Here is a 23,477-nt window from a genome sequence, read left to right as displayed (position 1 = left end):
AGCCCGTAAGATGTGAAAGGTGACTGTTTCTTTCCACCTGTGCCAGCCCGGTGGAGGCGCGTCGTGTGGTGCTTGCTGCGGCCTCTACAACTTCAGGGACCATTCCCGCCTGGCCGTGGCGGAGCAGCTCTCCATGCAGACGGAGCGGCTTCGCCGCGTGCCCTGGGAAGCCTCGGCATGGCACGAGGCCGCGCGTGAGCTGCTCGCGGCCCGTCGCGCCGAGCCCATGTTCTCCGCGGTGCGGGTGTGTCCGCTGCTCGGCTTCCTCGACAACGAGCGCAAGCAGGTGGGCTGCCTCGCCCACCCGCTGGTGACGGGCGGCGCGGACCTGCGCGACTGCGGCGTGTACCGCTCCGCCGTCTGCGAGACATTCACCTGCCCCTCCTTCGGTTGGCTGACGGACGCCCAGGCGAGGCTGGTGCAGGCGGCCTGCGCGGACTGGTACCTGTACGGGCTGGTCATCACCGACGTGGAGTTCGTCCGCGGCTGCCTGCGCCTGTTGGAGTGGGAGCTGGCCGGCCCCGCGCGGCCGGAGGCGCTGCTGGAGCAGCCGGAGGCGCTCGCCGCCGTTCGCCGGCTGTTCGCCTTGAAGGAGACGGCGCCGCGGCGGGGCGCGAATGCCACGGTGTTCGGCCGCTTCAACCGGGACGCCGACGGCGAGCCCGTGCCGCGCACGGTGGACTACGTGAAGCTGGGCGTGCGCACCGCGCCGGAGGACGACGTGGTGCTGTGCCTGGGCTACGTGCCGGAGAACGCCACGGAGTTGATGGGCGCTCGCGAGCTGGTGCGCTCACACGTGAAGGCCGTGGCCCGCGCGCTGGCGGCGTGAAGCGGCCGGCGCCCCGCGCCTTTCGTCCGCCGCCGCACACCGGCCGCGACGAGTGTCCACCCGTCAGCGCCGGTTCCCAACGCGCGGCTCCCACCGGAGGGCCAGCGCACACAGCTTGCAAAGGAAGCCGCGAAACGGAGCGAGTGGGAACTCGAGGGGAACGGTATGGGAAAGGGATGGGCGTGGGTGGGAATGCTGGGCCTCTGCGTGTTGGCGTCGGGGTGCCGTGAGCGGGAGCCTCGGGCGGGCGTCGTCGCGCCCGGAGGCGTGGAAGCGGACACCCCGGCCGGGGCCATTGAACGCGAGCCCGCGGCGGACGTGGAGCGCCCGACAGAGACGGGAGCGCTCCGCCCCGCGACGGCGGTCTCGGAGCCCGCGCCGGCGCAGAGCGCTCCGGCGCGAGCACCGACGGCCTTGAGCGACAGCACCGTGGCGCCGCTGCAAGGCGCTCCCGTGCGCGCACCGGCCCCGGTGACGGAGCCCGCCGAGCCGCAGACGCAGCAGCAGGCGACCGCGGGCCGGGTGATGATTGGCTCCGAGGCCGTCCAGGCCCGAGAGGACGAGGACTGGTACCTGGGCGCGGCGCGCGCGGCGCAGGACGCCACGGCGGGGACGGGCCAGGGCGGCTCGGGGAGCGCGGGCCTGGAGGACGTCGTCATCGCCACCAGCTCGGTGAACGGGCGCGTCACGCGGGTGAAGCAGCACGCCATCACCGTGAAGGACCGCGAGGGCGGCGTCTACGAGCTGGAGCTGGACCGCCGCAGCCGGGGCCTGCGCCAGGGCCGGAAGGTGCCGCTGCGTCAGCTCGAGGAAGGCACGCCGGTGCGCGCGCAGTTCGTGCTCATGGGTGGGCGCACCGTCGCGCGCGACGTGCAGATCCGCCGCTGAGCCGGGCCCGGGCCGTGGTAGGGCCTCCCACCTGGGAGGCTCCACCCGGCGTCACGGGGGCCCGCTCGCCCCCACACCGGGCAGGCGGCGGACCCTCGGCTTTCGCCTGCGCGGCGCGCCTCTTGAGATATCAGGGCCCAAGCCCCTGGAGGCGAGCGCATGCCGGAGCCCATTGCACCGCAGTCCCATCCGCACGGCTGGCGCAGCGCGTGGCGCGGCTTGTGGGTGGCGCTCGCGCGGTGGCGCGATTCGACACTGGCGGCCCCGCGTGGCGCGAACCTGGGCGCCCGCACGAGGGCCGATGCGCCGCTGGCCGCCAGCCGGCGTCTCGGCCTGTGGCTGGGGGCCCTGTTGGCGTCGGGCGTTCTGACCGCGTGCGCGTCGCGCGGAGCAGGCCCGGCCCAGCCGACCATTCCGCCACCGCCCCGGCTCTCCGTGTCGGAGGTGGCGAAGCTGATGCCGCCGAAGCTCCAGGAGCGTGAGGGCTGGGCCCGCGACGTGCTGGCCGCGCTGGAGGTGGAGGAGCTCGCCCCGTCGCCGCCCGCGGTGTGCTCGGTGCTGGCCGTCATCGAACAGGAGTCCGGCTACAAGGTCGACCCGGCCGTCCCGGGGTTGCCGAAGATGGTGCGGGCCCGCCTGGAGGAGCACGCGGACAAGCTGGGGCCGCTGGGCCGCAAGGTCCTGGCGTCGGTGCTGGAAGGCCGCGCGAAGGGCAGCAGGAAGACCTTCGACGCGCGGCTGCGCGCGCTGCGCACCGAGCGCGACCTGGACCGGCTCTTCCGCGACATGCTCGCGTACTACGAGGTCGAGTACCCGAACACCTTCAAGGTCGTGGACTTCACCAGCGGCCTCTTCGCCTCGGGAAACCTGCACGAGTTCAACCCCGTCACCACCGCTGGCTCCATGCAGGTGAGCGTGCGCTACGCACTCCAGAAGGCGGGCGAGGACGCGGACCCGGCCGAGGTGCGCGAGTCGATGTACACCCGCGCGGGCGGCGTGCGTTACGGCACCGCGCGGCTGTTGGGCTACGAGGCCGCGTACCCCGAGCCCCTCTTCCGCTTCGCGGACTACAACGCGGGCGTCTATGCGTCACGCAACGCCGCGCTCCAGTCGCAGGTGAGCCGCCTCACCGGGCATCCCCTGGCGCCGGATGGAGACCTCCAGCTCTATGACAAGCAGGGCGAGCCGCGCAGCGAGGACAGCAAGTCGCTGCGGGCGATGCTCGCCTTCCGCCGGCGCTTCGCCCCGGAGCTCAGCGAGCGGACGGTCCGCCGCGACGTGCGCAAGGAGAAGGAGGCGGTGTTCGAATCCACCGACACGTTCCGCGCGGTGAAGCGCGTCTACCAGCGGGAGACGGGCGAGGCACCGTCGTACGCCCAGCTCCCCCGGGTGACGCTCCGGAGCCCGAAGCTGAAGCGCGAGCTCACCACCGCGTGGTTCGCGCGCTCGGTGGACCGGCGCTTCCAGAAGTGCATGAAGCGCTACCAGGCGCAGAAGGCGAAGTAGCGCGGAAGGCCCCTGGCACCGCCGGCCCGACTTCGTCGAGGACCGGCGGTGCGCGGCGGCGGGCGGGCTTCAGCGCTTCGCGGGCGGCGCGAAGTGCTTGTCGGAGATGCTCATCTCCGTGACGGGGCCGTACTTGCGAGCCATGTCGCGAATCTCCGACGCGTTGCCGATGAGGACGAAGGTGAGGTCCTCCGGCGCGGGGAGCTTGCGCTGGATGATGCCATTCACCCCCGCGCGCGTGGTGGCGGAGACCGCGCTGGCGAAGCCGTCCACGTCGCTGGCGTCCAGCCCGTAGAAGGCCAGCTCCGACAGCTTGCCCGCCACCTGCGCGCCCGTCTCCAGCGTGGGCGGGAACTGCCCCAGCACGTACGATTTGGCGGAGGCGAGCATGGCGTCATCCATGCCGGACTTCCGGTAGCCCGCGAGCGTCTCCAGCGCCAGGTCGATGGCGCGGCCCGTGGACTCCGTCTTCGTGTACGACGCGATGACGACGGGGCCCGGCTGCGTGTTGCGGATGAACACGGAGCTGGCGCCATAGCTGAGGCCGGACTTCACGCGCAGCTCCGTGTTGAGCAGCGAGGTGAAGCGCCCGCCGAACACCGTCTCCGCGAGCCGCACCGAGGCGCGGTCCGCGTCTGTGCGGGAGATGCCGGTGTTGCCAATCCAGAAGTACGTCTGGGTGGCGTCCGGCTTGTCCACCAGCAGCACGCGCCGGCCCTTGGAGGCGGCCGTGGCGGACACCGTGGGCGCGGGCGTGGCGGCGCGCGCCCAGCCACCGAGCGAGGACTCCAGCTTCTTCGCGAGCGCCTTCGCGTCGAAGTCACCCACCACGGAGACGATGAGCCGATCTCCCCCCAGGTGGTTCTTCGCGTACGCGAGCACGTCCTCGCGCGACAGGCCGGGCAGGGACGCCTCGCTGCCGTTGACGGGCGTGCCGTACGGGTGCCCGGCGAAGTGGAAGGCCTGGAAGTACGCGCCAATCAGCCCGCGCGGGTCGCCATCCTTCGCGGCGGCGATTTCGGAAGCCTTGCGCGCGCGGACCTTCTCCAGCTCCTTCGCGTCGAAGCGCGGCCGGGTGAGCATGTCGGTGAGCAGCTCCACCATCAGCCCGGTGTCGCGCGACATGAACTGGCCGCTGATGACCAGGGCCTCCAGGGTGGCGGCCACCTGAATCGCGCCGCCCACGCCGTCCACGGCCTCGGCGAACTGGCGCGCGTCACGGGCGCCGGCGCCCTTCTGGAGCAGCTCGCCGGTGAGCGAGGCCAGGCCTTCCTTGCCAGCGGGGTCGCCCAGGGCGCCGCCGCGCACCCACGCGCTGAACGAGACGAGCGGCAGCTCCTTGCGCTCCACGAGCAGCAGCTTCGCGCCGTTCTTCAGCGTGACGGTGGTGGCCTTGGGGAGCGTCACGCCCTGCTGCGCCGGCGCCGCGGTGGCGGCGGCCCTGGGCGCGGCGGCGGAGCCTTGCGCCGCGGCGGCGGAGCCTTGCGCCGCGGCGGGGACGGAGGACAACACCAGCGTGGTGAACGCGGCCTTCCAGGTGAGCGGGGCGCTCATCGCGAGGCCTCCTTGCGGGAATCGGGGGTGGCGGCCTGCGCGTCGGCGGGCACGAGCCAGCCCACGGTGCGGCGCTGCGAATTGAAGATGCGCGCGGCGACCTTTCGGACATCGTCACGCGTCACGCGCTCATAGCGGGCGGGCGCGTCGAAGAGCTGGCGGTAGTCCCCGCGGAACGTCTCCGCGGCGCCCAGCGCGCGGCCCCGGCCGTTGTTCGTCTCGAGGCCGCGCCAGTACTGGGACAGGGTGATGTTGCGCGCCTTCTGGAGCTCGGCGTCGCTGACGCCCTCCTTGACGACGCGGTCCAGCTCCTCGGTGAGCAGGCCCTCCACCCTGGACAGGTCGGCGCCGGGGGGCAAGTCCGCGAAGACCCAGACGAGCGACGGGTCGAAGCCGGGGCTGTAGTGAGAGTTGACGCGCAGGGCGGCGCGCTCCTCCTCCACGAGGCGGCGGTGCAGGCGCGAGGAGTCGCCGTTGGTGAGGATGCTCAGGAGCAGCGTGAGCGCCTCCACGTCCGCGTCCTTGCCGGAGATGCCGTGGTAGGCGAGCTGGATGAGCGGGGCCTGGGCCTGCTTGCGCACGACGACGCGGCGCTCGCCCTGCTGCTCGGGCTCCTGGGTGCGGACGGGCTCGGGGGCGGGCTGCGAGGGGATGGGCTCCAGGTACTTCTCCGCGAGCGCGAAGATTTCGGCGGGCGTCACGGCGCCGGTGAAGATGAGCGTGGCGTTGTTGGGCGCGTAGTACGTCTTGTAGAAGCGCTGGAGATCCTCGATGCGCCACGACTCGATGTCGGACGGCCAGCCGATGACGGGGAACTGGTACGGGTGGGCCACGAAGGCGGTGGCCTGCACCTGCTCCATGAGGGCGCCCATGTTGTCATTGTCGATGGCGGAGCGGCGCTCCGAGTAGACGACGCCGCGCTCGGACTCGGTGACCTTGGGGTCGATGGCCAGGTGCTGGAGCCGGTCGGCCTCGAGGTCGAAGATGACGTCGAGCGCGGAGCGCGGGAACCAGTCCATGTAGACGGTGACGTCCTCGGAGGTGAAGGCGTTGTTGGCGCCGCCGTTGGCCTCCATGACGCGGTCGAACTCACCGGGGCCGTACTTCTTCGCGCCGTTGAACATCATGTGCTCGAAGAAGTGGGACAGGCCGGTGATGCCCGGGTACTCGTTCCGGCCGCCGACGCGGAACCAGTTGTAGAGGACGACACTGGGGATGTCGTGGTTGGGCCAGACGATGACCTTGAGCCCGTTCTTGAGGGTGCGGGACTCGATGCCGGTGGCCAGCTTCGGCGCGGCGGCCACGGCGGGCTTCGCCACCGCCTTGGCCTGCGTCTGCGCACAGGCCACGGGGCCGGTAAGCAGGGCCAGACACGAGGTCCAGAGTAACGACTGACGGAACATCCGTGCTCCTGTCGGGAGGGACGCCCGGGAACGGGCGGCGGCGCACGATATTCCACCTGCCGCCCTCCCGGGTTGACCAGGAGGGCGCGCGGCGCTGGATGGCGCGGAGGCTCAGGCGCCGAGCACTTCGCGGAGCACTTCCTGGAAGTAGTTGATGCTCCCGGTGTGCGTCTGGAAGTGACGGGCGGACTGGTGGAGGCGGTGGATGACGGCCTCGAACTCCGCCTGGCTGACGTCGCGCAGGGACATGTAGAGGCGGACGGCGCCCTGCAGGTGCGAGAAGAGCGGGTTGCGGTCGGTGCCGTCGGGGCGGCGCAGGAGGTGGCGGTAGAGCCGCTCGAACTCCTGGTCCGTCTCGGTGTTGCGCACGGCGCGGCAGTAGCCGGCGGCGGTGGCCTCGATGAGGAGGAAGAAGGGCTGGTACTCCATGGGCGGCGCCTTGGCGAAGCTGGGGGGCTTCGCGTCGCCGGTGAAGAGCTGGGAGATGGGCTTGAGCGTCACGTGGGCGAGCTGCTCGCCCGCGCGAACCTGGACGCGCTCTCCCACCGGACGCACGTGCTTGCCGTCCTCGTCCCACTCCACCGCCACGTACAGGCGCTCGGGCTGGTCCACCTTCACGCCCGCCTTCTCGAGCTCCGCCACTGCGTTCGCGTCCATCGTGTTTCGTTCCTCCGACAACCTGTCCGTACCAGGGGCGCCCCCGGACCGCCATGCGGTACCACGCAGCGAGTCAGGTGCTGGACTCGGGTACGGGTATCACACTCCGGGGCAAACCCGTCCGCCAGATGCGCGCCCCGAGCATCCGGGGCCAGCGGGGCCGGAACCGCCGCGCCCTCCGCCCCAGGCGTCACGAGCATCGAGGACGCGACAGGCGTGCCGGCCTGCCCCCCCAGGCGGTACGCTTGCCCGGCATGGCCAGCCCAGAAGCCAGCGTCGTCCACTCCTTGAAGCAGCACCTGCTTGAGCATGGGCTCCGCGGCGCGCGCGTCAGCCGCATCCTCGTGGACGCCGACCCGAGCTACCTGCGCAGCGCTTTCAAGCACAAGCTCGAGCCCATGACCCGGCTCTCGCTCGACGACACCCGGCCGGACGTGCTCTGCAATCTCGAGGTCGCGGGCGGCAGGCTCATCGCCGGAATCGAGGTGAAAGCCTCCGGCGGGGACTGGGTCAAAGGCCTGGGACAAGCCCACCGGTATCAAACAGGCGTCCACCATGCCTGGCTCGCGGTCCCGGACCTGAATGGCGACGTCACACGCGCGGCCACCAGGATGGCCAGGGACAACGGCGTCGGACTCCTCGTGCGCGAATCGGGGCGCTGGAGCGAGGCGCTCCTCCCCACCGACCCTCGACCGCATCCACAAGTCGTCAGTCATGCCGCGGCGATGCTGGAGGGGGCCCCCGTCGCGCGCAGCCTGCAGCTCAACCACCCGCTCAACTATCTGGCGGTGGCCTTCATCTCGGACCGGAAGAGCGCGTCCCTGTCACTCACAGATGCCCTCACGCGGCGCTGGCGCGACCTCGCTTCACCGGACTCACGGCGACTCGCCATCGCGGGGGCGATGACGCTGGGGCTCATCGACCTGGACGGCGCGCCGACCCTGGAAGGCAAGACGGTGGCGGATCTCCTCGATGCCTTGCGGTTCACCCCGGCCCGTACCTACGACAAACGGAGCCGCCTGGCGGAGGTGGACGCGGGGCTCGCCGCCGTCGCGCGCTTCGTCCTCCTGCGGCAACCCGCGGTGCGGCTGGTGCTCCGGGCATTGGCGGAACGAGAGAAACCCCTGCTGCTTCCGGAGCTGGCCTGCGAAGCCGCCCGATTGGACTCGGCGCTCGCGGGCGCGCTCTTCCTGACGGACCCGTCGGGAGAGATAGGGCCCCGCCTTCCCAACGCAGCCTACAACCCCTCCACGGTGTTCAAGCTGAAGCAGAACCTCTGGCACGCCGGACTCCTCGCGACGAAAGCCCACGCCTCCGCAGGCAAGCGCGCCACTGGCTATCAGCCAGACGCGGACGTCTGGACGCTGGAGGCACGTGAGCCCCTTCGAGCCAGGGCGCTCGTCTTGACTTGAGCGTTCAGCGCGCGCGCCGCCAGCGGACGCCCCCTCACGCACCGCCCGCCGCACCGAAGCGCAGCAGCGCCAGCAGTTGCTCGGGCGACAGCGCGGCGCCGCCGTCCGCTCCGGAGAGGAGGCTGTCCGCCAGCTCGCGCTTCTCCGCGTGGAGGGCGAGGATGGCCTCCTCCAGCGTCCCCTGGGAGACGAGCCGGGACACGGTGACGGGGCGCGTCTGGCCGATGCGGTGCGCCCGGTCCGTGGCCTGGTCCTCCACCGCGGGGTTCCACCAGGGGTCCAGGTGGATGACGTGGTCCGCGGCGGTGAGGTTGAGGCCGGTGCCGCCCGCCTTCAACGAGATGAGGAACAGCTCCCCCTGCCCCTGCTGGAAGGCCTCCACGCGCGCCTGCCGCTCGGCCGGGGGCGTCTGGCCATCCAGGTACTGCATGGCCACGCCCCTGGCCTCCAGGGCCTCGCGCGCCAGCGCCAGGTGCTTCACGAACTGGCTGAAGACGAGCGCCCGGCTCCCCGAGGCGCGCACCGTGTCCACCAGCTCCAGCAGCCGCTCCAGCTTGGAGGACGGCAGGACGGAGTCCGCGTCGACCAGCCGGGGATGGCACGCCGCCAGCCGCAGCCGGGTGAGCGCGGCCAGGAGCGCGAAGCGCTGGTCCCCCGCGGGGGAGTCCCCCACCTGCGCCAGCGCGGCCAGCCGCACGTCGTCGTAGAGCCGGCGCTCGCCCGCGCTCAGGGCCACGGGCACCACCGTCTCGATTCGCGCGGGCAGCTCGCGCGCCACCTCCGCCTTGGTGCGGCGCAGGAGGAAGGGCCGGACCACCCGCGCGAGCGAGTCCCGCGCCCCCGCGTCCTTGTCCCGCTCGATGGGGGCAGCGAAGCGCGCGCGGAAGGACTCGCGGCTGCCGAGCAGCCCCGGGAAGAGCAAGGCGTAGAGGCTCCAGAGCTCCGACAGGCGGTTCTCCACCGGCGTGCCCGTCAGCGCGACGCGCGCGCTGGCCTTCACCGCGCGCAGGGCCCGAGCCCGCGCGGTGTCCGGGTTCTTCACCGCCTGGGCCTCGTCCACCACCAGGGTGGCGAAGTCCACCTTCGCGAAGCGCTTCGCGTCCTGGACGACCAGGCCGTAGCTGGCGACGAGCACGTCCCCGGGCCCCAGCGCCTCCAGCAGCGCCTCGCGGTCCGACTCGCGGTAGGCATGCACGCGCAGCGCGGGGGCGAAGCGCGCCGCCTCGCGCTCCCAGTTGAAGCACACGGAGGTGGGCGCCACCACCAGCGCCGGCCCCTCGGCCGCCCGGTGCAGCAGGAGCGCCAGCGCCTGGAGCGTCTTCCCCAGGCCCATGTCATCCGCCAGGCACGCGCCCCCGCCCCACGCGGCGAGCCGCGACAGCCACACGAAGCCCTCTCGCTGGTAGTCCCGCAGCCCGGCCTTCAACTTCCGGGGGACAGCCACCTTCGTCGCCTGCGCCTCCCGGATGCGGGTGGCCAGCTTGCGCCAGTCCGGTGGCGCCTGCACCCGCGCGCCCGCCTCCGCCAGTCCGTCCAGCACGGGCGCGGCCGCCGTGCTCACCTCCAACCCCTTGCGCGTGGGGTGGCTCAGGTCGGCCAGCGGCGCGAGCCGCTCGCGCAGCGCGTCGGTGAGGCGCATCCAGTGCCCCGGCCCGAGCCGGACATACTGGCTGCGCCGGCGCACGGCCTCCAGCAGCACCGCCAGCGCCACGCGCTCGCCGTCCACCTTCAGCTCGCCCTCCACGCCAAACCAGTCCCGCCCGCTCGCCACCCGCACCCGCAGCGCCGCCGCGCCGGGCGTGCCGGACACCCGCCAGGGCTGCTGCGCCCACTCCACCCGCACCTCCTCCCCGGCCAGGGGCTCCAGCGCCTCCAGCAGGGCCAGGCTGGACGCCACGTCGCCCCGCGTGAAGCGGTGCGCCCCGGGAGGCAGCCCCAGGCGCTCGAGCAGGCCGGCGGCCTCGGCGCGCTCGGCCTCCAGGTCCCGCGCCACCCGGACGCGCTCGCGGCCCCGCACGCCGCGCACCACGGGCGCGCCCTCCCCTGGCGCCAGCAAGGGCCCCTCGCGGAGCGGCCGCACCAGCACCGTGCCCTCCAGCGCCTCCTCGCCCACGGGCCTCAGCCGGACCCACAGCCCGCGCTCGGGCGCGACCTCCGTCCCCTCCATGGACGGAGGCAGCGTCAGCGGCACGCGGGCCTCCAGCCCGGACAGGCGCGTCAGCAAGTCGCCCCGCGTGGCGGAGGGGAGCCGCGCCCCCACCTCGCGCAACGTCGAGAGCAACGCGCCGGCCTCCGGCGACACGGTGAGCAGGGTGACGCGCGGAAGCTCGCGCTCCACCAACAGCCATGGGTGGGTGGTCCGCGCCGCGGACGTGGGCGGGTGCAGGTCCGCCACCTGGACAGGCGCGCCTTCGACGGCGGGGCGCACCCACAACGTGCCTTCATCGCCCTCTTCCTCGAAGAGGAAGCCCAGCGGCGCTTCGCGGACCTGGAGCGGCACGTCCGGGCGCTCCGCCAGGTGCAGCCGCGCGCTCTGGGCCAGCGCCCGCAGCGCCTGGAGCATCAACACCCAGTGCCCCTCCTCGGCGGCGGGGTTGAAGCTGAACCCCGAGGACGCCAGGGAGGCGCTCGCCTCCGTCAACGCGAGCGCCTCTCGCTCTCCGGGAGCGGTGAGCTGGGCGAGCGCGTCTTGCCGCTCCCGCCACCCCACCTGGGTCCCCTTGGAGAGCCTCCCCGTCTTCGTCGGCCGATGCAGGTAGGCGCGGAGCGAGTAGGGGAGAAGGCTGCCTCGCTCCAGCCGGAAGCTCACCTGCGACTCGAGCGCGGGCGCGTCATCCTCGCGCGCAGGGAGCGAGGCCACCTCCAGCGCCTGGAGGATGTGCTGCCCGGGGACGTCGTACAGCAGCTCCGCCAGGCGCGCGTTGCGCGCCGCCTCGGACTTCTGGGTGAGCGAGTCCAGCACCGCATCCAGCGCCGTGAGCGCGTGGACGCAGGCCCCGGCGCCGTCGCGCGCACACCGGCAGTGGACCCCCGCCCCGCCATCCAGCAGCGGATGGAGTTCCAGGACGACCCCGCCGAATTGCGCGTCGGTGAGCAGGTGGGCGACCTTCGACGCGTCGGCCTCCGAGACAAGCAGCCGCGCGGGACGTTCCCGGAGGAGGATGGCCGGTGGGGCCTCCAGCACGCGGGGCGGCACCCTCGCGCGGAGGCGTCCACGCTCCCGGACAAGCGCTTCCATCAGCGGCTTCAACCGGAGGTCCGTGGGCGGCGGACGCGGCGCCGCGTCCTGCTCCCGCGCCACGCCTCGCCGCACCCGCTCCGCCTCCCTGTTCAGGTAGTCCCAGGCCGCGTCTTCCAGCAGAGCCCGGTGATGGGCGTTGAGGTTCCGCTTGAGAGCCTCTGTCGCCAGGACGCTCCACAAGGAGGTGCTCGACAGGCGCTGGAGCGCGCCATGCCGCAAGAGCTCGCCGGGCAGGTGCGGAATGAGCGCGCTGATGGGGACCTGCCCCGCGTGCGCGACCTGGTGCGCCTCCATCCAGGCACGCAGCGCGTCGCTGGTGGAGGGACGCCCGGCGGCGGGCGCGTCGGCGGACTGGCGCAGCCAGGCGAGCCCCACCGCCACGACGTGCTTGCAGAACAACGCCTCATCGAAGTCAGCGCACGCGCAGGAGAAGACCTCCCCCTCGCCGCTCGCCGAGAGTCGCACCGAGTAAGGCCCCAGGCTCCCCGCGGCGACAGTGCCTTCGACGACGTCACCGCGGGTCTGGACGGTCCGCACCCGCTTCCGGGCGAGCAGGTCCGCGCCCTGTTCGTAGAGGCCCTCGCCCGCCTCCTCGCGGAGCAGGGCATCCGTCAACCACTTCTCCAGCGAGGAGCGCACATCCACTGTCGCTACGTCGGACATCTGGGAAAACTAGCCCCACTTGGCAGGTCGTGCCCGCGCCTTTCCTCGAAGCCACGCGGACTGGGCGCACCCCTGGGTTGCACGGCCGCCGCCCCCGCGAGCAGGCCCGGGAACGCAAGGGGCCCGAAACGAAAAAAGCCTCTGGACCAGGAGTCCAGAGGCCTTCATCTCCGCTGAGTGCCCAGGGGCGGAATCGAACCACCGACACGGGGATTTTCAATCCCCTGCTCTACCGACTGAGCTACCTGGGCGTAAGGGGCACCGCGCGGAACGGCGCCTTCATAGCGAGCCCCTCCCTCCTCCGTCAACAGCATTCTCCGCCACCCGGGCGGTCAGGCGTCAGGCCGCCAGGGACACTGCCTCTCCGTCCCAGGCCGTGAGACCGGCCGTCAGCCTGTGGCGCAGCTTCACCCGCAGGCCCTGTTCGATCTGCCGGATGCGCACCGCCGTCACCCCGAAGCGGCGCGCCAGCAGCTCCGCGCTCACCCCGTCCTCCGCCAGCATCCGCTCCTCCACCAGCGCCCGCTCGCGGGCATCCAGCTCCGGCCAGGCCGCGTCCACGCTGTCCCGGAGCCGCCGCGCCCACCGCGCCCGGTCCACCAGGTCCTCCTGCGAGTCCGCCTCCGCCGTCAGCCCCTCCAGGCGCGTGGACTCCGAGTCCGGCGACACCGGCGCGTCCAGCGACACGTCCCGAGACAGCGCCTCCATGGCGCGGGCCACCTCGTCCTCCCGCTTCCCCAGGGCCTCGGCCAGGCGCTTCTCCACCTCCGGGTGCCCCTCCCCCCACCGGGCCTCCAGCCGCGCCCGCTCCCGGCGGAGTTGGAACACCACCCACGGCGCCCGGCCGCCCGCCATGCTCCAGTTGCGCCCCACGTAGGCGCGGATGCGCGCACGAATCCACTGGTTGGCGTACGCCGCGAACGGCACCCCTCGCTCCTCGAACCGCCCCGCGGCCTCCATCAACCCGACGTTGCCCTCCGCCACCAGCTCTTCCATCGACAGGCCGGTCCACCGGTATTTCCACGCCAGCCGCCGCACCAGCTCCAGGTGTCCACGGACGCGCGCTTCCACGACCTCGGCCGAAACCACGAGCTCAGGGGACTCACAGGACATGTTCAGGTTGATGGCTTCCATGGACCTCCTCCGGTTGGACGCGCCCACACGACGGCGCGACGCAGAGGAAGTTAAAGGTCGGGCCCCAATAAGAAAATTAGATAGTTTGGCGGCGAAACTTCGATTATCTCTATGGGCATGAGCTGGCTCAACTATCATCACCTCCTGTACTTCTGGACGGTTGCGAGGGCGGGCAGCATCGCCAAGGCGGGCGAGGAGCTGCACCTGGCGCAGCCCACCATCAGCAGCCAGCTCAAGCTCCTGGAGGAGTCGCTGGGCCACAAGCTGTTCGAGCGCCAGGGCCGCAAGCTGGTGCTCACGGACGTGGGCCGCACGGTGATGCGCTACGCGGATGAAATCTTCCGCCTGGGCAATGAGCTGAAGAACGTGGTCTCCGGCCTGCCGCCCGGGCAGCAGTTGCGGCTCAACGTCGGCGTGGTCGACGTCATCCCCAAGCTGGTGGCGGAGCAACTCCTCAAGCCCGCGCTCGACGCCGGCCCGTCACTGCGCATCATCTGCCGCGAGGGCCCTCTGCCGCAGTTGCTCGCCTCGCTGGCGCTGCACGAGCTGGACGTGGTGCTCGCGGACGCGCCCAGCTCGGAGCCGGTGAGCGTGCGCTCCTTCAACCACTTGCTGGGCAAGTGCGGCGTGTCCTTCTTCGCGGCCGGCAAGCTGCTGGAGCTCAAGGAGAACTTCCCCCAGTCCCTGGACGGTGCGCCGGTGCTGCTGCCTTCTGACGAGTCCTCCGCGCGCCGCTCCATGGACCTGTGGTTCGAGCGCAAGGGCCTGCGCCCCGTCATCGCGGGGGACTTCGACGACAGCGCGCTGCTCCAGGCCTTCGGGCAGCGCGGGCACGGCGTGTTCGCCATGCCCAGCGCCATCGAGGCGGAGGTGGAGCGCCAGTTCAACTGCTCCGTTATCGGGCGCACCCACGAAATCGAGACGTGCTTCTACGCCATCACCGTGGAGCGCAAGATTCGCCACCCCGCCGTCGTCACCATCGCCGAGGCGGCGCGCTCCCATATCTTCAACGAGTGAGCGCGCCTCGAGGCGCCGCGCGGTGCACCTCCGCGCCCGCGACCACGGTGGCCAGGGCCCGCGCCTCCACCAACGCCGAGGCGGGCCCCTCCAGCGGGTCCTCCGACAGGGCCACGAAGTCGGCGTCCAGCCCCGGCGCCAGCCTGCCGCGCCCCATCCAACGTCCACACCCGCTGCGCCCGGTAGACTGTCGCCAGCACCGTGACTCCTCCCGCGTGCCACCTCGGACGCGAACTGCGCGCGAGGCAGGATGCGCTGTCACGGACCCATGCGTGGCGACCACCGCTGGCCGGGTGCTTCGCCTACTCCGGCTGCGACTCCGGCGCGGTCTGCGACTCCGGCGTCCCCGCGTCGGTCTCCGGCAGGGGCGTCGCGGGGCCGGCCGGCGAGTCTGGCACCGTCTGCACGGGCTCACGAATCTGGTCCGGCCCCATCAAGGGCTGTTGTTCCTCCGCGCCCGAGGGCTGCGTGGTCTTGCAAGCGAGCGCGGCAACGGCCACGCCCAGGGCGAGGAGTACGGCACGACGCATGGAGCCTCCTTATCGAGCTGCGGACGGACCCTAGGGAGCGCGCCCTTCATCGACAATCTGCCGACGACCTCGAACGTCCACCAGCGGATGCCCGGGCCCGCGGCCGGGCGCTCGTCCCTGGCGCCGCGCAGCAGCCGGGCAGGCGGAAGCCGCCGGTTGTCCCCGCGCCCCATGCGCACCCTTGGATGGAGCGCCCACCTGGGAGGCCGAGGCCATGCTGGACGTCGTGGATGTCGGCAAGCGTTCGCTTGCCACCTATCGCGGGATTGCCCCCGGCGAAATCCTCGACGAGCTGCACCACCTCTCCGAGGACCTGCGCGGCGCCCGCTGCATGCACCTGAGCTCCACGCCCTATGGCGGCGGCGTCTCTGAAATCCTCCGCTCCCTGATTCCTCTCTACAACGACCTGGGCCTCGCCACGGATTGGAAGCTCATCCACGGCGATGACACCTTCTTCCAGGTCACCAAGCGCATCCACAACGGCCTGCAGGGCGCGCCCGGCGAGCTGACCGAATCCGAGAAGGCCACGTATCTGGCCAACGCCCAGCTCAACGCCCACCGGCTCGTCACCGACTCGGAGAACTACGACTTCATCTTCGTCCACGACCCGCAGCCCGCCGTCCTCGCCGCGCTGAGCCCGCATCTCGACGCGCGGTGGATATGGCGCTGCCACATCGACACCTCGCACCCCAACCCCTCCTTCTGGGACTTCCTGTCGCCCTACCTCCACGCCTACGACGCCGCCATCTTCACGATGCGGGAGTTCATCCCCCCCCGGCTCCCCATCCAGGACGTCCGCCTCTACCCGCCCGCCATCGACCCGCTCAGCCCGAAGAACCACTCGCTGCCGGAGCCGCTCGCCCGTGACGTGCTGGAGTGGATTGGCATTCGCACCCACCGCCCCCTCGTCACCCAGGTCAGCCGCTTCGACCGGTGGAAGGACCCGCTCGGCGTCATCCGCGCCTACCAGCGCGTGCGGCCCCACGTCCCCGACCTCCAGCTCGCGCTCGCGGGCTCCCTGGCCATGGACGACCCCGAGGGCTGGGAGGTGTACGAGGAGCTGCGCGACGCCACCGCCGGTGACAGCCTCATCCACATCCTCACCAACCTGGTCGGCGTGGGGAACATCGAGGTCAACGCGCTCCAGTCCGTCTCCGACGTCGTCGTCCAGAAGTCCCTCCGGGAGGGCTTCGGGCTCGTCGTCTCGGAGACCCTGTGGAAGGGCACCCCGGTCGTCGGTGGCCGCGCGGGCGGCATCCCCATGCAGCTCCCCGAGGGCACCGGCGGCGTCCTGGTGGACACCGTGGAGGAGTGCGCCGAGGCCATGCTCCACCTGCTGCGCCGCCCCGACGAGGCCCACCTGCTGGGTGAACGCGGCCATGCCCATGTGCGCGAGCACTTCCTCATGCCCCGGATGCTCAGGGACCACCTGCGCCTGCTGAAGCACCTGGCCTCCGTGCGGCCCCTGCCTCCGCGCGGCATCGTCCCCGTCTCCTTCAACCCCGCCCAGCTCCAGAAGGGGGCGTGAGATGCGCCAACGGGCACGATGGAGACTCGCGGGCCCGGCGCTCCTCTGTGTCCTCACGGCCGCCCTGCTCGCGTCCGCGGCCCAGGCGCCTCCACCGGAGGGCGTCCCCACCGTCGCGCGCTGCGAGCTGGAGGGCGTGGTCGACACGGGCACCAGCGGCTACCTGTCCGACTGCGTCGCGCGCGCCGAGGCCGCGGGCCATGACGCGCTCCTCGTGCGGCTGGACACGCCCGGCGGCTCGTTGGAGGCCACGCGCCACATCGTCCGGGCCTTCCTGGCGTCGGACATCCCCGTGCTCGTCTGGGTGGGCCCCTCCGGCGCACGCGCGGGCAGCGCGGGCGTGTTCATCACCCTGGCCTCCAACGTCGCGGCCATGGCGCCAGGCACCAACATCGGCGCCGCGCACCCCGTGGTGGGCCCCTCCGGCCAGTCCCCGGAAGCCGTGGGCGGAGAGCACCTGGCCCGCAAGGTGGAGAACGACACCGTCGCGTTCGCGCAGAGCGTCGCCCAGCAGCGGGGCCGCAACGCGGAGTGGGCGGCCTCCGCCGTGCGCGACAGCGTCAGCGTCCCCGCGGACGCCGCGCGCGCGCTGCGCGTGGTGGAGTACGTGGCGCCCACCGAGGCGGACTTCCTCGCCCAGGCGGACGGGCGGCGCGTGACGGTGGCGGAGGGTGAAATCGTGCGGCTCTCCACCCTGGACGCGCACCTCGTCACGCTGGAGCCCACGCTGTCCCAGCGCGCCGTGCACGCGCTCGCCAACCCGGCCATCGTGTACCTGCTGTTCCTGGTGGCCGCGCTGGGGCTGGTGGTGGAGCTGTCACACCCGGGCGCCATCGTCCCAGGGCTCATCGGCGCGGTGGCGCTCGTGCTCGCGCTGGTGGCGTCCTCCGCGCTGCCGGTCCGCGCCGGCGCGGTGCTGCTGATGCTGGCGGGCGCGGCCCTCATCATCGCGGAGCTGTTCGTCACCAGTGGCCTGCTCGGCGCGGCGGGCGTGGTGCTGCTGGGCCTGGGGGGCCTGTTCCTGATGGACCGCTTCGACCCGGAGTGGTTCGTGGACCGCTCCTTCCAGGTGTCATGGACGTGGCTGGTGCCCACCACGGTGGCGCTGGCGGGCGCCGCGGCCTACGTCGCCTACCGGAGCGCGCAGACCCGGCGGCTCCCCCAGCGGGTGGGTGACCTGGGGCTCGTGGGGGAGCGAGGCACCGCCCTGGCGCCGGTGACCCCGGAGCGCGGCGAGGTGTTCGTCCATGGAGAGCGCTGGCGCGCCACCTCCACCACCCCCATCCGCTCCGGCGCGCACGTGGTGGTGCGCGGCATGGAAGGACTCACCCTCTTCGTCGACGAGGTACCGACATGATGCAACTGACCGGACTGCTCGGACTGCTCATCCCCGTCGCCATCCTGTTCATGCTCTTCCTGTCCGGGGTGCGAATCGTCAACGAGTACCAGAACGGCGTGGTGTTCCGGCTCGGGCGCTTCGTGGGCCTCAAGCGCGCGGGCTTCCGCTGGCTCATCCCCTTCGTGGAGCGCATGGTCATCATCGACCTGCGCACCATCGCGCGCGACGTGCCCCCGCAGGACGTCATCACCCGCGACAACGTCAGCGTGAAGGTGAACGCCGTCGTCTACTTCCGCGTCATCCAGGCGGACAAGGCCGTGCTCCAGGTGGAGGACTACCTCTACGCCACCAGCCAGCTCGCCCAGACGACCCTGCGCTCCATCCTGGGCCAGGTGGACCTGGACCAGCTCCTCACCGAGCGCGAGCGCGTCAACCAGGAGATTCAGCAGGTGCTCGACTCGCGCACCGACCCGTGGGGCGTGAAGGTGTCCAACGTGGAGGTGAAGCACATCGACCTGCCGGTGGAGATGCAACGGGCCATCGCGCGGCAGGCCGAGGCCGAGCGCGAGCGCCGCGCGAAGATCATCGCCGCCGAGGGCGAACATCAGGCCGCCGAGAAGCTCTCCATGGCCGCCAAGGTCCTCGGCCGCTACCCGGCCACCCTCCAGCTCCGCTACCTCCAGACGCTGGTGGAGATCACCACCGGCGGCAACCACACCATCCTGCCCATCCCGCTGGACCTGCTGCGCACGCTCAGCGGCGTGAAGGCCGGCTGGGAGCAGGCCGACGACGGCCACGACGAGGACCGGCGCTACGCCGAGGCCGGGGAGGACGAAGGGCCTCCCGCGGGCGGCCTGTCCTGACGCCCGCTACTCGAAGAGCTCCCGCCGCTCCAGCTTGATGGCCCGCCGGCTCAGCCGCAGCGACGCCAGCACGAGCAGCGCCGTCGCGCCCAGCAGCACCACGCCCACCGAGAAGGACACCACCGGCAGCACCTCTGGAATCTGCGTCTGCCGCTTCGTCAGGTACAGCAGCGACGTCACCACGAAGGCCAGCAGCGCCGTGTACGTGAAGCCAATGGCCCGGGCGAGGATGGCGTGCCGCCGGTCCAGGATGGCGACCTCCTGACGCAGCACCGCGCGCCGGGCGTGCTCCTCCGGCAGCAGGCGCCACTCCCGCACCATCTCCCGGATGCGCGACGTCATCCGCGCAATCTGGTTGTCCAACCCCGTCGCCACGATGCCACACGCCGACACCATCACCGCGGGCGTCACCGCCGTGCCGATGAGCCGGATGGAGGAGAGGTCCATGCCTTCCGCGACGCCATTCATGCCCTCCTCTGTTCCACCCCGCACCGGCCGGCGCAACACCTCCGTGCCCCTCCCTCGCCCCCAGTTCATGACAGCGAACAAGCAAACGCCCGGTGTCAGGACTCGGCAGTGGCACTGTCGAGACAGGTCCACTGCCGAGGCTGCCCGCTGTCGAGGAACTGTCGCGAACCAGCCAGTGGCAACTTGACACCATCAATGTCGAGTCGTACTGTCTGAACCGTGAGCACGCCGAAGACACAGAGCGAATGGAAGCTGGCGGAGCTGGCCGAGGCGGTGGGCGTCTCGCCGCGGACGGTGCGCTACTACGTCCAACGCGGACTGCTCCCCGCGCCCCCCTTCCGGGGCCCCGACACCGTGTACGGGGAAGAGCACCTGGTGCGGCTCAAGGCCATCCGCGTCCTGCAGGCGCGGTTCCTTCCCCTGGATGCCATCCAGGCGGAGCTGCAGCGGCTGAGCCTGGAGGAGCTGCGACAGCTCGCCGACTCGGACGCGACACCCACGCCCCCGGTGTACGCGCAGCCCGCGCCGGGGCCCGCCACGGTGGCGCCGCAAGCGCCGCGAAGACCGGCCACGGGCCTGAATCGTTACGAGCGCTGGGAGCTGCTCCCGGGGCTGGAGCTGCACGTCTCGGAAGCAGCGGACACGAAGACCCGGGCGCTCGCGGAACGCGTTCGCGCCCTCATCGCGGAGTTCCAGGAAAGGGAGAAGCCATGACCAACGAGAAGACTGGGCTGTACACGCGCAACGGCACGCAGGTCCCCCTCCAGGGTGTCGAAGTCACGGGCGAGCTCCTCGGCGGCCACGCGCGCGTCCGCGTTCGCCAGCGCTACCGCAACGAGGAGTACCAACCGGTGGAGGCCATCTACACCTTCCCCCTCCCCTCGGATGCCACCCTCTCCGCCTTCTCCATGACGTGCGCGGGGCGGCGCATCGAAGGCGTGGTGCGGGAGCGCGAGGAGGCCTTCCGCGCCTACGACGACGCCGTCACGGCCGGCCACGGCGCCGCGCTGCTCGACGAGGAGCGCCGAAACGTCTTCACCGCCCAGGTGGGCAACCTGCTGCCCTATGAGGAGACGGTGGTGGAGGTGGAGTTCCTCCAGCCCGTCACCGCCGAGGAAGGCAGCGTGCGCTGGATGCTGCCCACGCTGGTGGCGCCTCGCTACATCCCCGGCGCGACCACGGGCGACCGCACCGGACATGGCCGTGACGAGCCCACCACGCAGGTGCCGGACGCGGACCGCATCACCCCGCCCGTGGGGGAGGTGCACTACGGCCTGCGCATGGACCTGCTCGTGGACCTGGGCCGCGAGGTGGTGGTGGAGAGCCCGTCCCACGCCGTCACCGTCACCCGGGAGGAAGGCACCCGCGTGCGCGTGGGCTTCTCGCGCGGCGAGGTGGCCCTGGACCGCGACCTGGTGCTCAGCCTGCGCAGCCCGGACACGAGCGCGGTGTTCACCCCGCTCGTCACGCACCGCAACGGCGATACGGGCCCGGGCACCTTCGCGCTCACCGTGGTGCCGGACCTGCTGGCCCTGGCCTCCGCGCCGCCCAAGCAGGAGGTGGTGTTCGTCGTGGACGTCTCCGGCTCCATGGCCGGCGGCAGCCTGCCCCAGGCCCAGGCCGCGCTCCGGCTGTGCCTGCGCCACCTGCGCGAGGGCGACCGCTTCAACGTCATCGCGTTCGAGAATCGCTTCCAGACATTCCAGCCCCAGCCCGTGCCCTTCACGCAGCGCACGCTCGAAGAGGCGGACCGCTGGGTGGCCGCGCTGAACGCGAACGGTGGCACGGAGCTGCTCGCGCCCATGCGCGCCGCGGTGCAGGCGGCGCCCGACGGCGTCATCGTGCTGCTCACGGACGGCCAGGTGGGGAACGAGTCGGAGATTCTGCGCGCGGTGCTCGAAGCTCGGAAGACGGCGCGGGTGTACTCGTTTGGCATTGGCACCAACGTCAGCGACGTGCTGCTGCGGGACCTGGCGAAGCAGACGGGCGGAGACGTGGAGTTCATCCACCCGGGCGAGCGAATCGACGACAAGGTGGTGGCGCAGTTCTCCCGCGCGCTGGCCCCGCGTGTCACCGAGCTGGAGGCGCACTTCGACGGCGTGGAGTGCGTGGAGCTGGCGCCCGCCGAGCTGCCGCCCCTGGTGGATGGCGTGCCCTGGACGCTGCTGGGCCGCTATGCCTCGCCTGGGACGGGTACGGTGACGCTGCGCGGGCGCTCGGGGCGGGAGCCCTTCTCGCTCACCGTTCGCGTGGACCTTCCGGCGGCGTCGGACCGGCCGGCGGTGGAGAAGTTGTGGGCCGCCGAGCGCATCCGAGGCTGGGAGGCCGCGCAGCTCACCGGACGCCGCGCGGAGTCCATGAAGCAGCGCATCGTCGAGCTGGCCGTCGCGCACCAGCTTGTCACCCGGTACACCTCGTTCGTCGTGGTGGAGGAGCGCAAGGGCGAACGGCGGAACTCGGGGCAGGCGAAGACGCGCGTCATCCCCGTGAATGCGCCCGCGGGCTGGGACATGTTCGGCGCGAAGAACAAGGAGGAAGGCGCATTCGGTGGCGCAGCGCCTCGCCGCGGACGGCTGGCGGCGAGTGGCGCCGTGCCTCGGCCGCAGGTCCCATTGCGGCGCATCACCCCGGGAGCGCCTCCACCCGCCCCCACACAGTGGGCTTCCTCCATGGATGACGATGACGGCACCACGGACTGGATGGTGATGAGGGTCGAGTCGCGCGAGCAGGGCAAGGCCGCCAAGAAGAAGCGCGAGAAGGGAGGAATCCTCTCCAGCTTCTTCCGCGATGCGCCACCGTCGAAGGTGATGGCGGATTCGGAGGCCGAGGAATCCGACGCGTACCTCGCGGAGGCGCCGGCGGCCGAGGGCGGTGTCGACACGGGCGCGGAGAGCCTGCTGTCGCGGCAGCTCGCCAACGGGCTCTGGGAAGGCACCGGCGAGGGCGCAGAGCCCGTGCGCCAGGCGCGCGCCACGGCGCTGGCCCTGCTGACGTTGCTGCGCGAGGGCATCACCAGCAGCCACCCGCTGCACGGCGCGCAGGTGAAGAAGGCGGTGGAGGCCCTGCTGTCCCTGGCGGCGAGCCTCGGCGGGGATGCGCGGGTGGCGGAGCTGGCGCTGGGCGTGGCGTGGCTGGCCGCGGCGGGCCCGCGCACCCGGGGCCGCATCGAGCAGGCCGCGAAGCCGCTGACCGGACTCAACGGCCGGCTGGGCAATGAAGTGGCCCTGCGCGAGCACGTCGACACGCTGGCCGCGCGCTGACGCACGGCGAACAGGTGGTGGCATGACCGGCACATGCCACCGCCGCGCTTCGCATACAGTGGCGTGCGCCATGACGCCCGCCACGCTCCTCCTGCTCGCCACGCTCGCCGCGCAGTCCCCGGAGGCTCCTCCCCCTTCCGAGGCCACCACACCGGAGACGGTCACCGCGCCGCCCCTGGTGTCCACGCCCGAGGCCTGCGCGCCGGGCTCCGAGGCGGACTATTCGGCGGGCTTCGATGCGCTCGTGAGCGGCGACGACGCGAAGGCGCTGGCGCTGTTCGAGCGGGTGCTCGTGGCCTGTCCGCAGCACCCCTATGCCACCGAGATGGCCCGCCTCTCCCGAACCCGGCTCACGCCCGGGGGACGGCTGGCCAACGCCGCCGCGAGCGAGGTGGGACGCGAGCCCCACTCCAGCGCCGCGCGGGCCTCGCTCGTCGTGGTGCAGACGCTGCACGGCGCGGCGCAAGGCATCCTCCTGTGCGCCATCGGCGATTGCAGCGGCCAGGGCTTCGCAGCGGTGTCCCTGCTGGGCGCGGGCGCGGGCGCCGCCAGCTCGCTGCTGCTCACCCGGGGCGGTGTGACGGACGGCCAGGCCGCCGTCATCAACTCCGGCACCGTGTGGGGCTTCTGGTTCGGCGTCGCGTCCCTGCTCGCCTTCGACCTGGACGGAGACAACGCGCTCGGCGCCGCCGTGCTCGGCGGCGCGGGCTTCACCGGCGTGGGCGTCCTGCTGGCGCACCTGGTGAACCCCACGTCGGGGCAGGTGTCCCTGGCCAACTCGGGCGGCCTCTGGGCGGGCGCGGTGACGGCGCTGTTCCTCGCCGCTGCGGACGGGGGTGACACCCAGGACTTCTTCGCCGTCGAGCTGGGCGCTACCGCCGCGGGCATCCTGTCGATGGCCATCCTGTCGAAGTACGTGCCGGTGTCCCGGGGCCGCATGCTCATCATCGACGCGGGCGGCATCCTCGGCGGGCTGGTGGGCGCGAGCGCCGTCTACCTCACCGCGGGCAACGACGCGGGCGACGCCATCCTCGTGGGCAGCGGCTTCGGCGTACTCGGCGGCCTGGCCCTCACCACGTACCTCACCCGGAACTTCGACGCGCCGGATGCGCCCCAGGTGGCGCTGGCGCCGCTCACGACGCCGCAGGGCGGCAAAGGCGTTTCGATGGTGGGCCGCTTCTAACC

General features: G+C 72.0%; 19 protein-coding genes and 1 tRNA gene. 11 read left to right on the top strand and 9 right to left on the bottom strand.

Annotated features, from left to right (window positions below; all coding sequences use genetic code 11):
• Positions 1–19 precede the first annotated feature (19 nt).
• The 3 genes from MYMAC_RS04055 to MYMAC_RS04045 all read left to right on the top strand — a co-directional run bounded on the left by MYMAC_RS04055 (position 20) and on the right by MYMAC_RS04045 (position 3,223).
• Entirely contained in the window at positions 20–829 is an 810-nt protein-coding gene (locus MYMAC_RS04055) for a hypothetical protein (protein WP_043709324.1), read from the top strand.
• A 165-nt stretch (positions 830–994) separates the two neighbouring features.
• Entirely contained in the window at positions 995–1,717 is a 723-nt protein-coding gene (locus MYMAC_RS04050; protein ID WP_239989334.1) for a hypothetical protein, read from the top strand.
• 159 nt (positions 1,718–1,876) lie between these two features.
• A complete protein-coding gene (locus MYMAC_RS04045) occupies positions 1,877–3,223 on the top strand; it encodes a DUF1615 family protein (RefSeq protein ID WP_095957105.1) in 1,347 nt (448 codons plus the stop codon).
• 69 nt (positions 3,224–3,292) lie between these two features.
• Here MYMAC_RS04045 and MYMAC_RS04040 read toward each other — a convergent pair whose 3' ends face one another.
• From MYMAC_RS04040 to MYMAC_RS04030, 3 genes are all read right to left on the bottom strand, one after another.
• Complete coding sequence (locus tag MYMAC_RS04040; RefSeq protein WP_095957104.1) at positions 3,293–4,777, bottom strand: M16 family metallopeptidase; 1,485 nt, start codon at positions 4,775–4,777, stop codon at positions 3,293–3,295.
• Entirely contained in the window at positions 4,774–6,180 is a 1,407-nt protein-coding gene (locus MYMAC_RS04035; RefSeq protein WP_095957103.1) for a M16 family metallopeptidase, read from the bottom strand. Before MYMAC_RS04035 ends, MYMAC_RS04040 begins: the two co-directional genes overlap by 4 nt.
• A gap of 111 nt (positions 6,181–6,291) precedes the next feature.
• Complete coding sequence (locus MYMAC_RS04030; RefSeq protein WP_095957102.1) at positions 6,292–6,837, bottom strand: hypothetical protein; 546 nt, start codon at positions 6,835–6,837, stop codon at positions 6,292–6,294.
• A gap of 254 nt (positions 6,838–7,091) precedes the next feature.
• Between MYMAC_RS04030 and MYMAC_RS04025 the strand changes: the two genes are divergently transcribed.
• Complete coding sequence (locus tag MYMAC_RS04025) at positions 7,092–8,249, top strand: hypothetical protein (RefSeq protein ID WP_095957101.1); 1,158 nt, start codon at positions 7,092–7,094, stop codon at positions 8,247–8,249.
• Between the two features lie 34 nt (positions 8,250–8,283).
• Here MYMAC_RS04025 and MYMAC_RS04020 read toward each other — a convergent pair whose 3' ends face one another.
• The 3 genes from MYMAC_RS04020 to MYMAC_RS04010 form a co-directional block, all read right to left on the bottom strand.
• Entirely contained in the window at positions 8,284–12,153 is a 3,870-nt protein-coding gene (locus MYMAC_RS04020; protein WP_239989333.1) for a DEAD/DEAH box helicase, read from the bottom strand.
• Positions 12,154–12,331: 178 nt separating this feature from the next.
• Positions 12,332–12,404, bottom strand: a tRNA-Phe gene (locus MYMAC_RS04015).
• Between the two features lie 88 nt (positions 12,405–12,492).
• A complete protein-coding gene (locus tag MYMAC_RS04010) occupies positions 12,493–13,287 on the bottom strand; it encodes a sigma-70 family RNA polymerase sigma factor (protein ID WP_204817370.1) in 795 nt (264 codons plus the stop codon).
• Positions 13,288–13,404: 117 nt separating this feature from the next.
• Here MYMAC_RS04010 and nhaR point away from each other — a divergent pair, with 117 nt between their 5' ends.
• Complete coding sequence (gene nhaR, locus MYMAC_RS04005; protein WP_013936067.1) at positions 13,405–14,304, top strand: transcriptional activator NhaR; 900 nt, start codon at positions 13,405–13,407, stop codon at positions 14,302–14,304.
• Here nhaR and MYMAC_RS36630 read toward each other — a convergent pair.
• Entirely contained in the window at positions 14,294–14,461 is a 168-nt protein-coding gene (locus MYMAC_RS36630) for an amidohydrolase family protein (protein ID WP_157757442.1), read from the bottom strand. The genes nhaR and MYMAC_RS36630 overlap by 11 nt on opposite strands.
• A gap of 145 nt (positions 14,462–14,606) precedes the next feature.
• Positions 14,607–14,834 (bottom strand): hypothetical protein, encoded by a 228-nt coding sequence (locus MYMAC_RS04000; protein ID WP_095957098.1) that lies wholly within the window; start codon positions 14,832–14,834, stop codon positions 14,607–14,609.
• Between the two features lie 214 nt (positions 14,835–15,048).
• On the opposite strand from MYMAC_RS04000, the gene MYMAC_RS03995 reads away from it, so the two are divergent.
• The 3 genes from MYMAC_RS03995 to MYMAC_RS03985 are packed head-to-tail and all read left to right on the top strand — an operon-like array spanning position 15,049 to position 18,564.
• On the top strand, positions 15,049–16,362 hold the full coding sequence (locus MYMAC_RS03995; RefSeq protein ID WP_095961462.1) for a glycosyltransferase: 1,314 nt from the start codon (positions 15,049–15,051) through the stop codon (positions 16,360–16,362).
• Position 16,363: 1 nt separating this feature from the next.
• Positions 16,364–17,719 carry an NfeD family protein gene (locus MYMAC_RS03990; protein WP_095957097.1) on the top strand — a complete coding sequence of 452 codons (1,356 nt, stop codon included), beginning with the start codon at positions 16,364–16,366 and terminating at the stop codon, positions 17,717–17,719.
• Entirely contained in the window at positions 17,719–18,564 is an 846-nt protein-coding gene (locus MYMAC_RS03985) for a slipin family protein (protein WP_013936072.1), read from the top strand. The genes MYMAC_RS03990 and MYMAC_RS03985 overlap by 1 nt, the downstream gene beginning before the upstream one ends.
• Before the next feature lie 6 nt (positions 18,565–18,570).
• Here the strand turns inward: MYMAC_RS03985 and MYMAC_RS03980 are convergent, their stop codons facing one another.
• Complete coding sequence (locus MYMAC_RS03980; RefSeq protein WP_013936073.1) at positions 18,571–19,032, bottom strand: DUF2721 domain-containing protein; 462 nt, start codon at positions 19,030–19,032, stop codon at positions 18,571–18,573.
• Positions 19,033–19,251: 219 nt separating this feature from the next.
• Here MYMAC_RS03980 and MYMAC_RS03975 point away from each other — a divergent pair, with 219 nt between their 5' ends.
• The 3 genes from MYMAC_RS03975 to MYMAC_RS03965 all read left to right on the top strand — a co-directional run bounded on the left by MYMAC_RS03975 (position 19,252) and on the right by MYMAC_RS03965 (position 23,475).
• Positions 19,252–19,746, top strand: coding sequence for a MerR family transcriptional regulator (locus MYMAC_RS03975; protein ID WP_013936074.1), 495 nt, complete (start codon positions 19,252–19,254; stop codon positions 19,744–19,746).
• Positions 19,743–22,292 (top strand): VIT domain-containing protein, encoded by a 2,550-nt coding sequence (locus MYMAC_RS03970; RefSeq protein ID WP_095957096.1) that lies wholly within the window; start codon positions 19,743–19,745, stop codon positions 22,290–22,292. The genes MYMAC_RS03975 and MYMAC_RS03970 overlap by 4 nt, the downstream gene beginning before the upstream one ends.
• Positions 22,293–22,362: 70 nt before the next feature.
• On the top strand, positions 22,363–23,475 hold the full coding sequence (locus MYMAC_RS03965) for a hypothetical protein (protein WP_239989332.1): 1,113 nt from the start codon (positions 22,363–22,365) through the stop codon (positions 23,473–23,475).
• Positions 23,476–23,477 lie beyond the last annotated feature (2 nt).

The sequence above is a fragment of the Corallococcus macrosporus DSM 14697 genome (genome assembly GCF_002305895.1).
Taxonomy (GTDB): Bacteria; Myxococcota; Myxococcia; order Myxococcales; family Myxococcaceae; genus Myxococcus; species Myxococcus macrosporus.
Note: the sequence above shows the minus strand (reverse complement) of the source record. Positions and strands in the feature narration are given on the sequence as shown.

Excerpts from the sequence above, each read along its gene's own strand:
- MYMAC_RS04050 (WP_239989334.1), top strand. The coding sequence starts at position 995 with ATGGGAAAGGGATGGGCGTGGGTGGGAATGCTGGGCCTCTGCGTGTTG.
- MYMAC_RS04045 (WP_095957105.1), top strand. The coding sequence starts at position 1,877 with ATGCCGGAGCCCATTGCACCGCAGTCCCATCCGCACGGCTGGCGCAGC.
- MYMAC_RS04040 (WP_095957104.1), bottom strand. The coding sequence starts at position 4,777 with ATGAGCGCCCCGCTCACCTGGAAGGCCGCGTTCACCACGCTGGTGTTG.
- MYMAC_RS04035 (WP_095957103.1), bottom strand. The coding sequence starts at position 6,180 with ATGTTCCGTCAGTCGTTACTCTGGACCTCGTGTCTGGCCCTGCTTACC.
- MYMAC_RS04030 (WP_095957102.1), bottom strand. The coding sequence starts at position 6,837 with ATGGACGCGAACGCAGTGGCGGAGCTCGAGAAGGCGGGCGTGAAGGTG.
- MYMAC_RS04025 (WP_095957101.1), top strand. The coding sequence starts at position 7,092 with ATGGCCAGCCCAGAAGCCAGCGTCGTCCACTCCTTGAAGCAGCACCTG.
- MYMAC_RS04020 (WP_239989333.1), bottom strand. The coding sequence starts at position 12,153 with ATGTCCGACGTAGCGACAGTGGATGTGCGCTCCTCGCTGGAGAAGTGG.
- MYMAC_RS04010 (WP_204817370.1), bottom strand. The coding sequence starts at position 13,287 with ATGGAAGCCATCAACCTGAACATGTCCTGTGAGTCCCCTGAGCTCGTG.
- nhaR (WP_013936067.1), top strand. The coding sequence starts at position 13,405 with ATGAGCTGGCTCAACTATCATCACCTCCTGTACTTCTGGACGGTTGCG.
- MYMAC_RS36630 (WP_157757442.1), bottom strand. The coding sequence starts at position 14,461 with ATGGGGCGCGGCAGGCTGGCGCCGGGGCTGGACGCCGACTTCGTGGCC.
- MYMAC_RS04000 (WP_095957098.1), bottom strand. The coding sequence starts at position 14,834 with ATGCGTCGTGCCGTACTCCTCGCCCTGGGCGTGGCCGTTGCCGCGCTC.
- MYMAC_RS03995 (WP_095961462.1), top strand. The coding sequence starts at position 15,049 with ATGCTGGACGTCGTGGATGTCGGCAAGCGTTCGCTTGCCACCTATCGC.
- MYMAC_RS03990 (WP_095957097.1), top strand. The coding sequence starts at position 16,364 with ATGCGCCAACGGGCACGATGGAGACTCGCGGGCCCGGCGCTCCTCTGT.
- MYMAC_RS03985 (WP_013936072.1), top strand. The coding sequence starts at position 17,719 with ATGCAACTGACCGGACTGCTCGGACTGCTCATCCCCGTCGCCATCCTG.
- MYMAC_RS03980 (WP_013936073.1), bottom strand. The coding sequence starts at position 19,032 with ATGAATGGCGTCGCGGAAGGCATGGACCTCTCCTCCATCCGGCTCATC.
- MYMAC_RS03970 (WP_095957096.1), top strand. The coding sequence starts at position 19,743 with ATGACCAACGAGAAGACTGGGCTGTACACGCGCAACGGCACGCAGGTC.
- MYMAC_RS03965 (WP_239989332.1), top strand. The coding sequence starts at position 22,363 with ATGACGCCCGCCACGCTCCTCCTGCTCGCCACGCTCGCCGCGCAGTCC.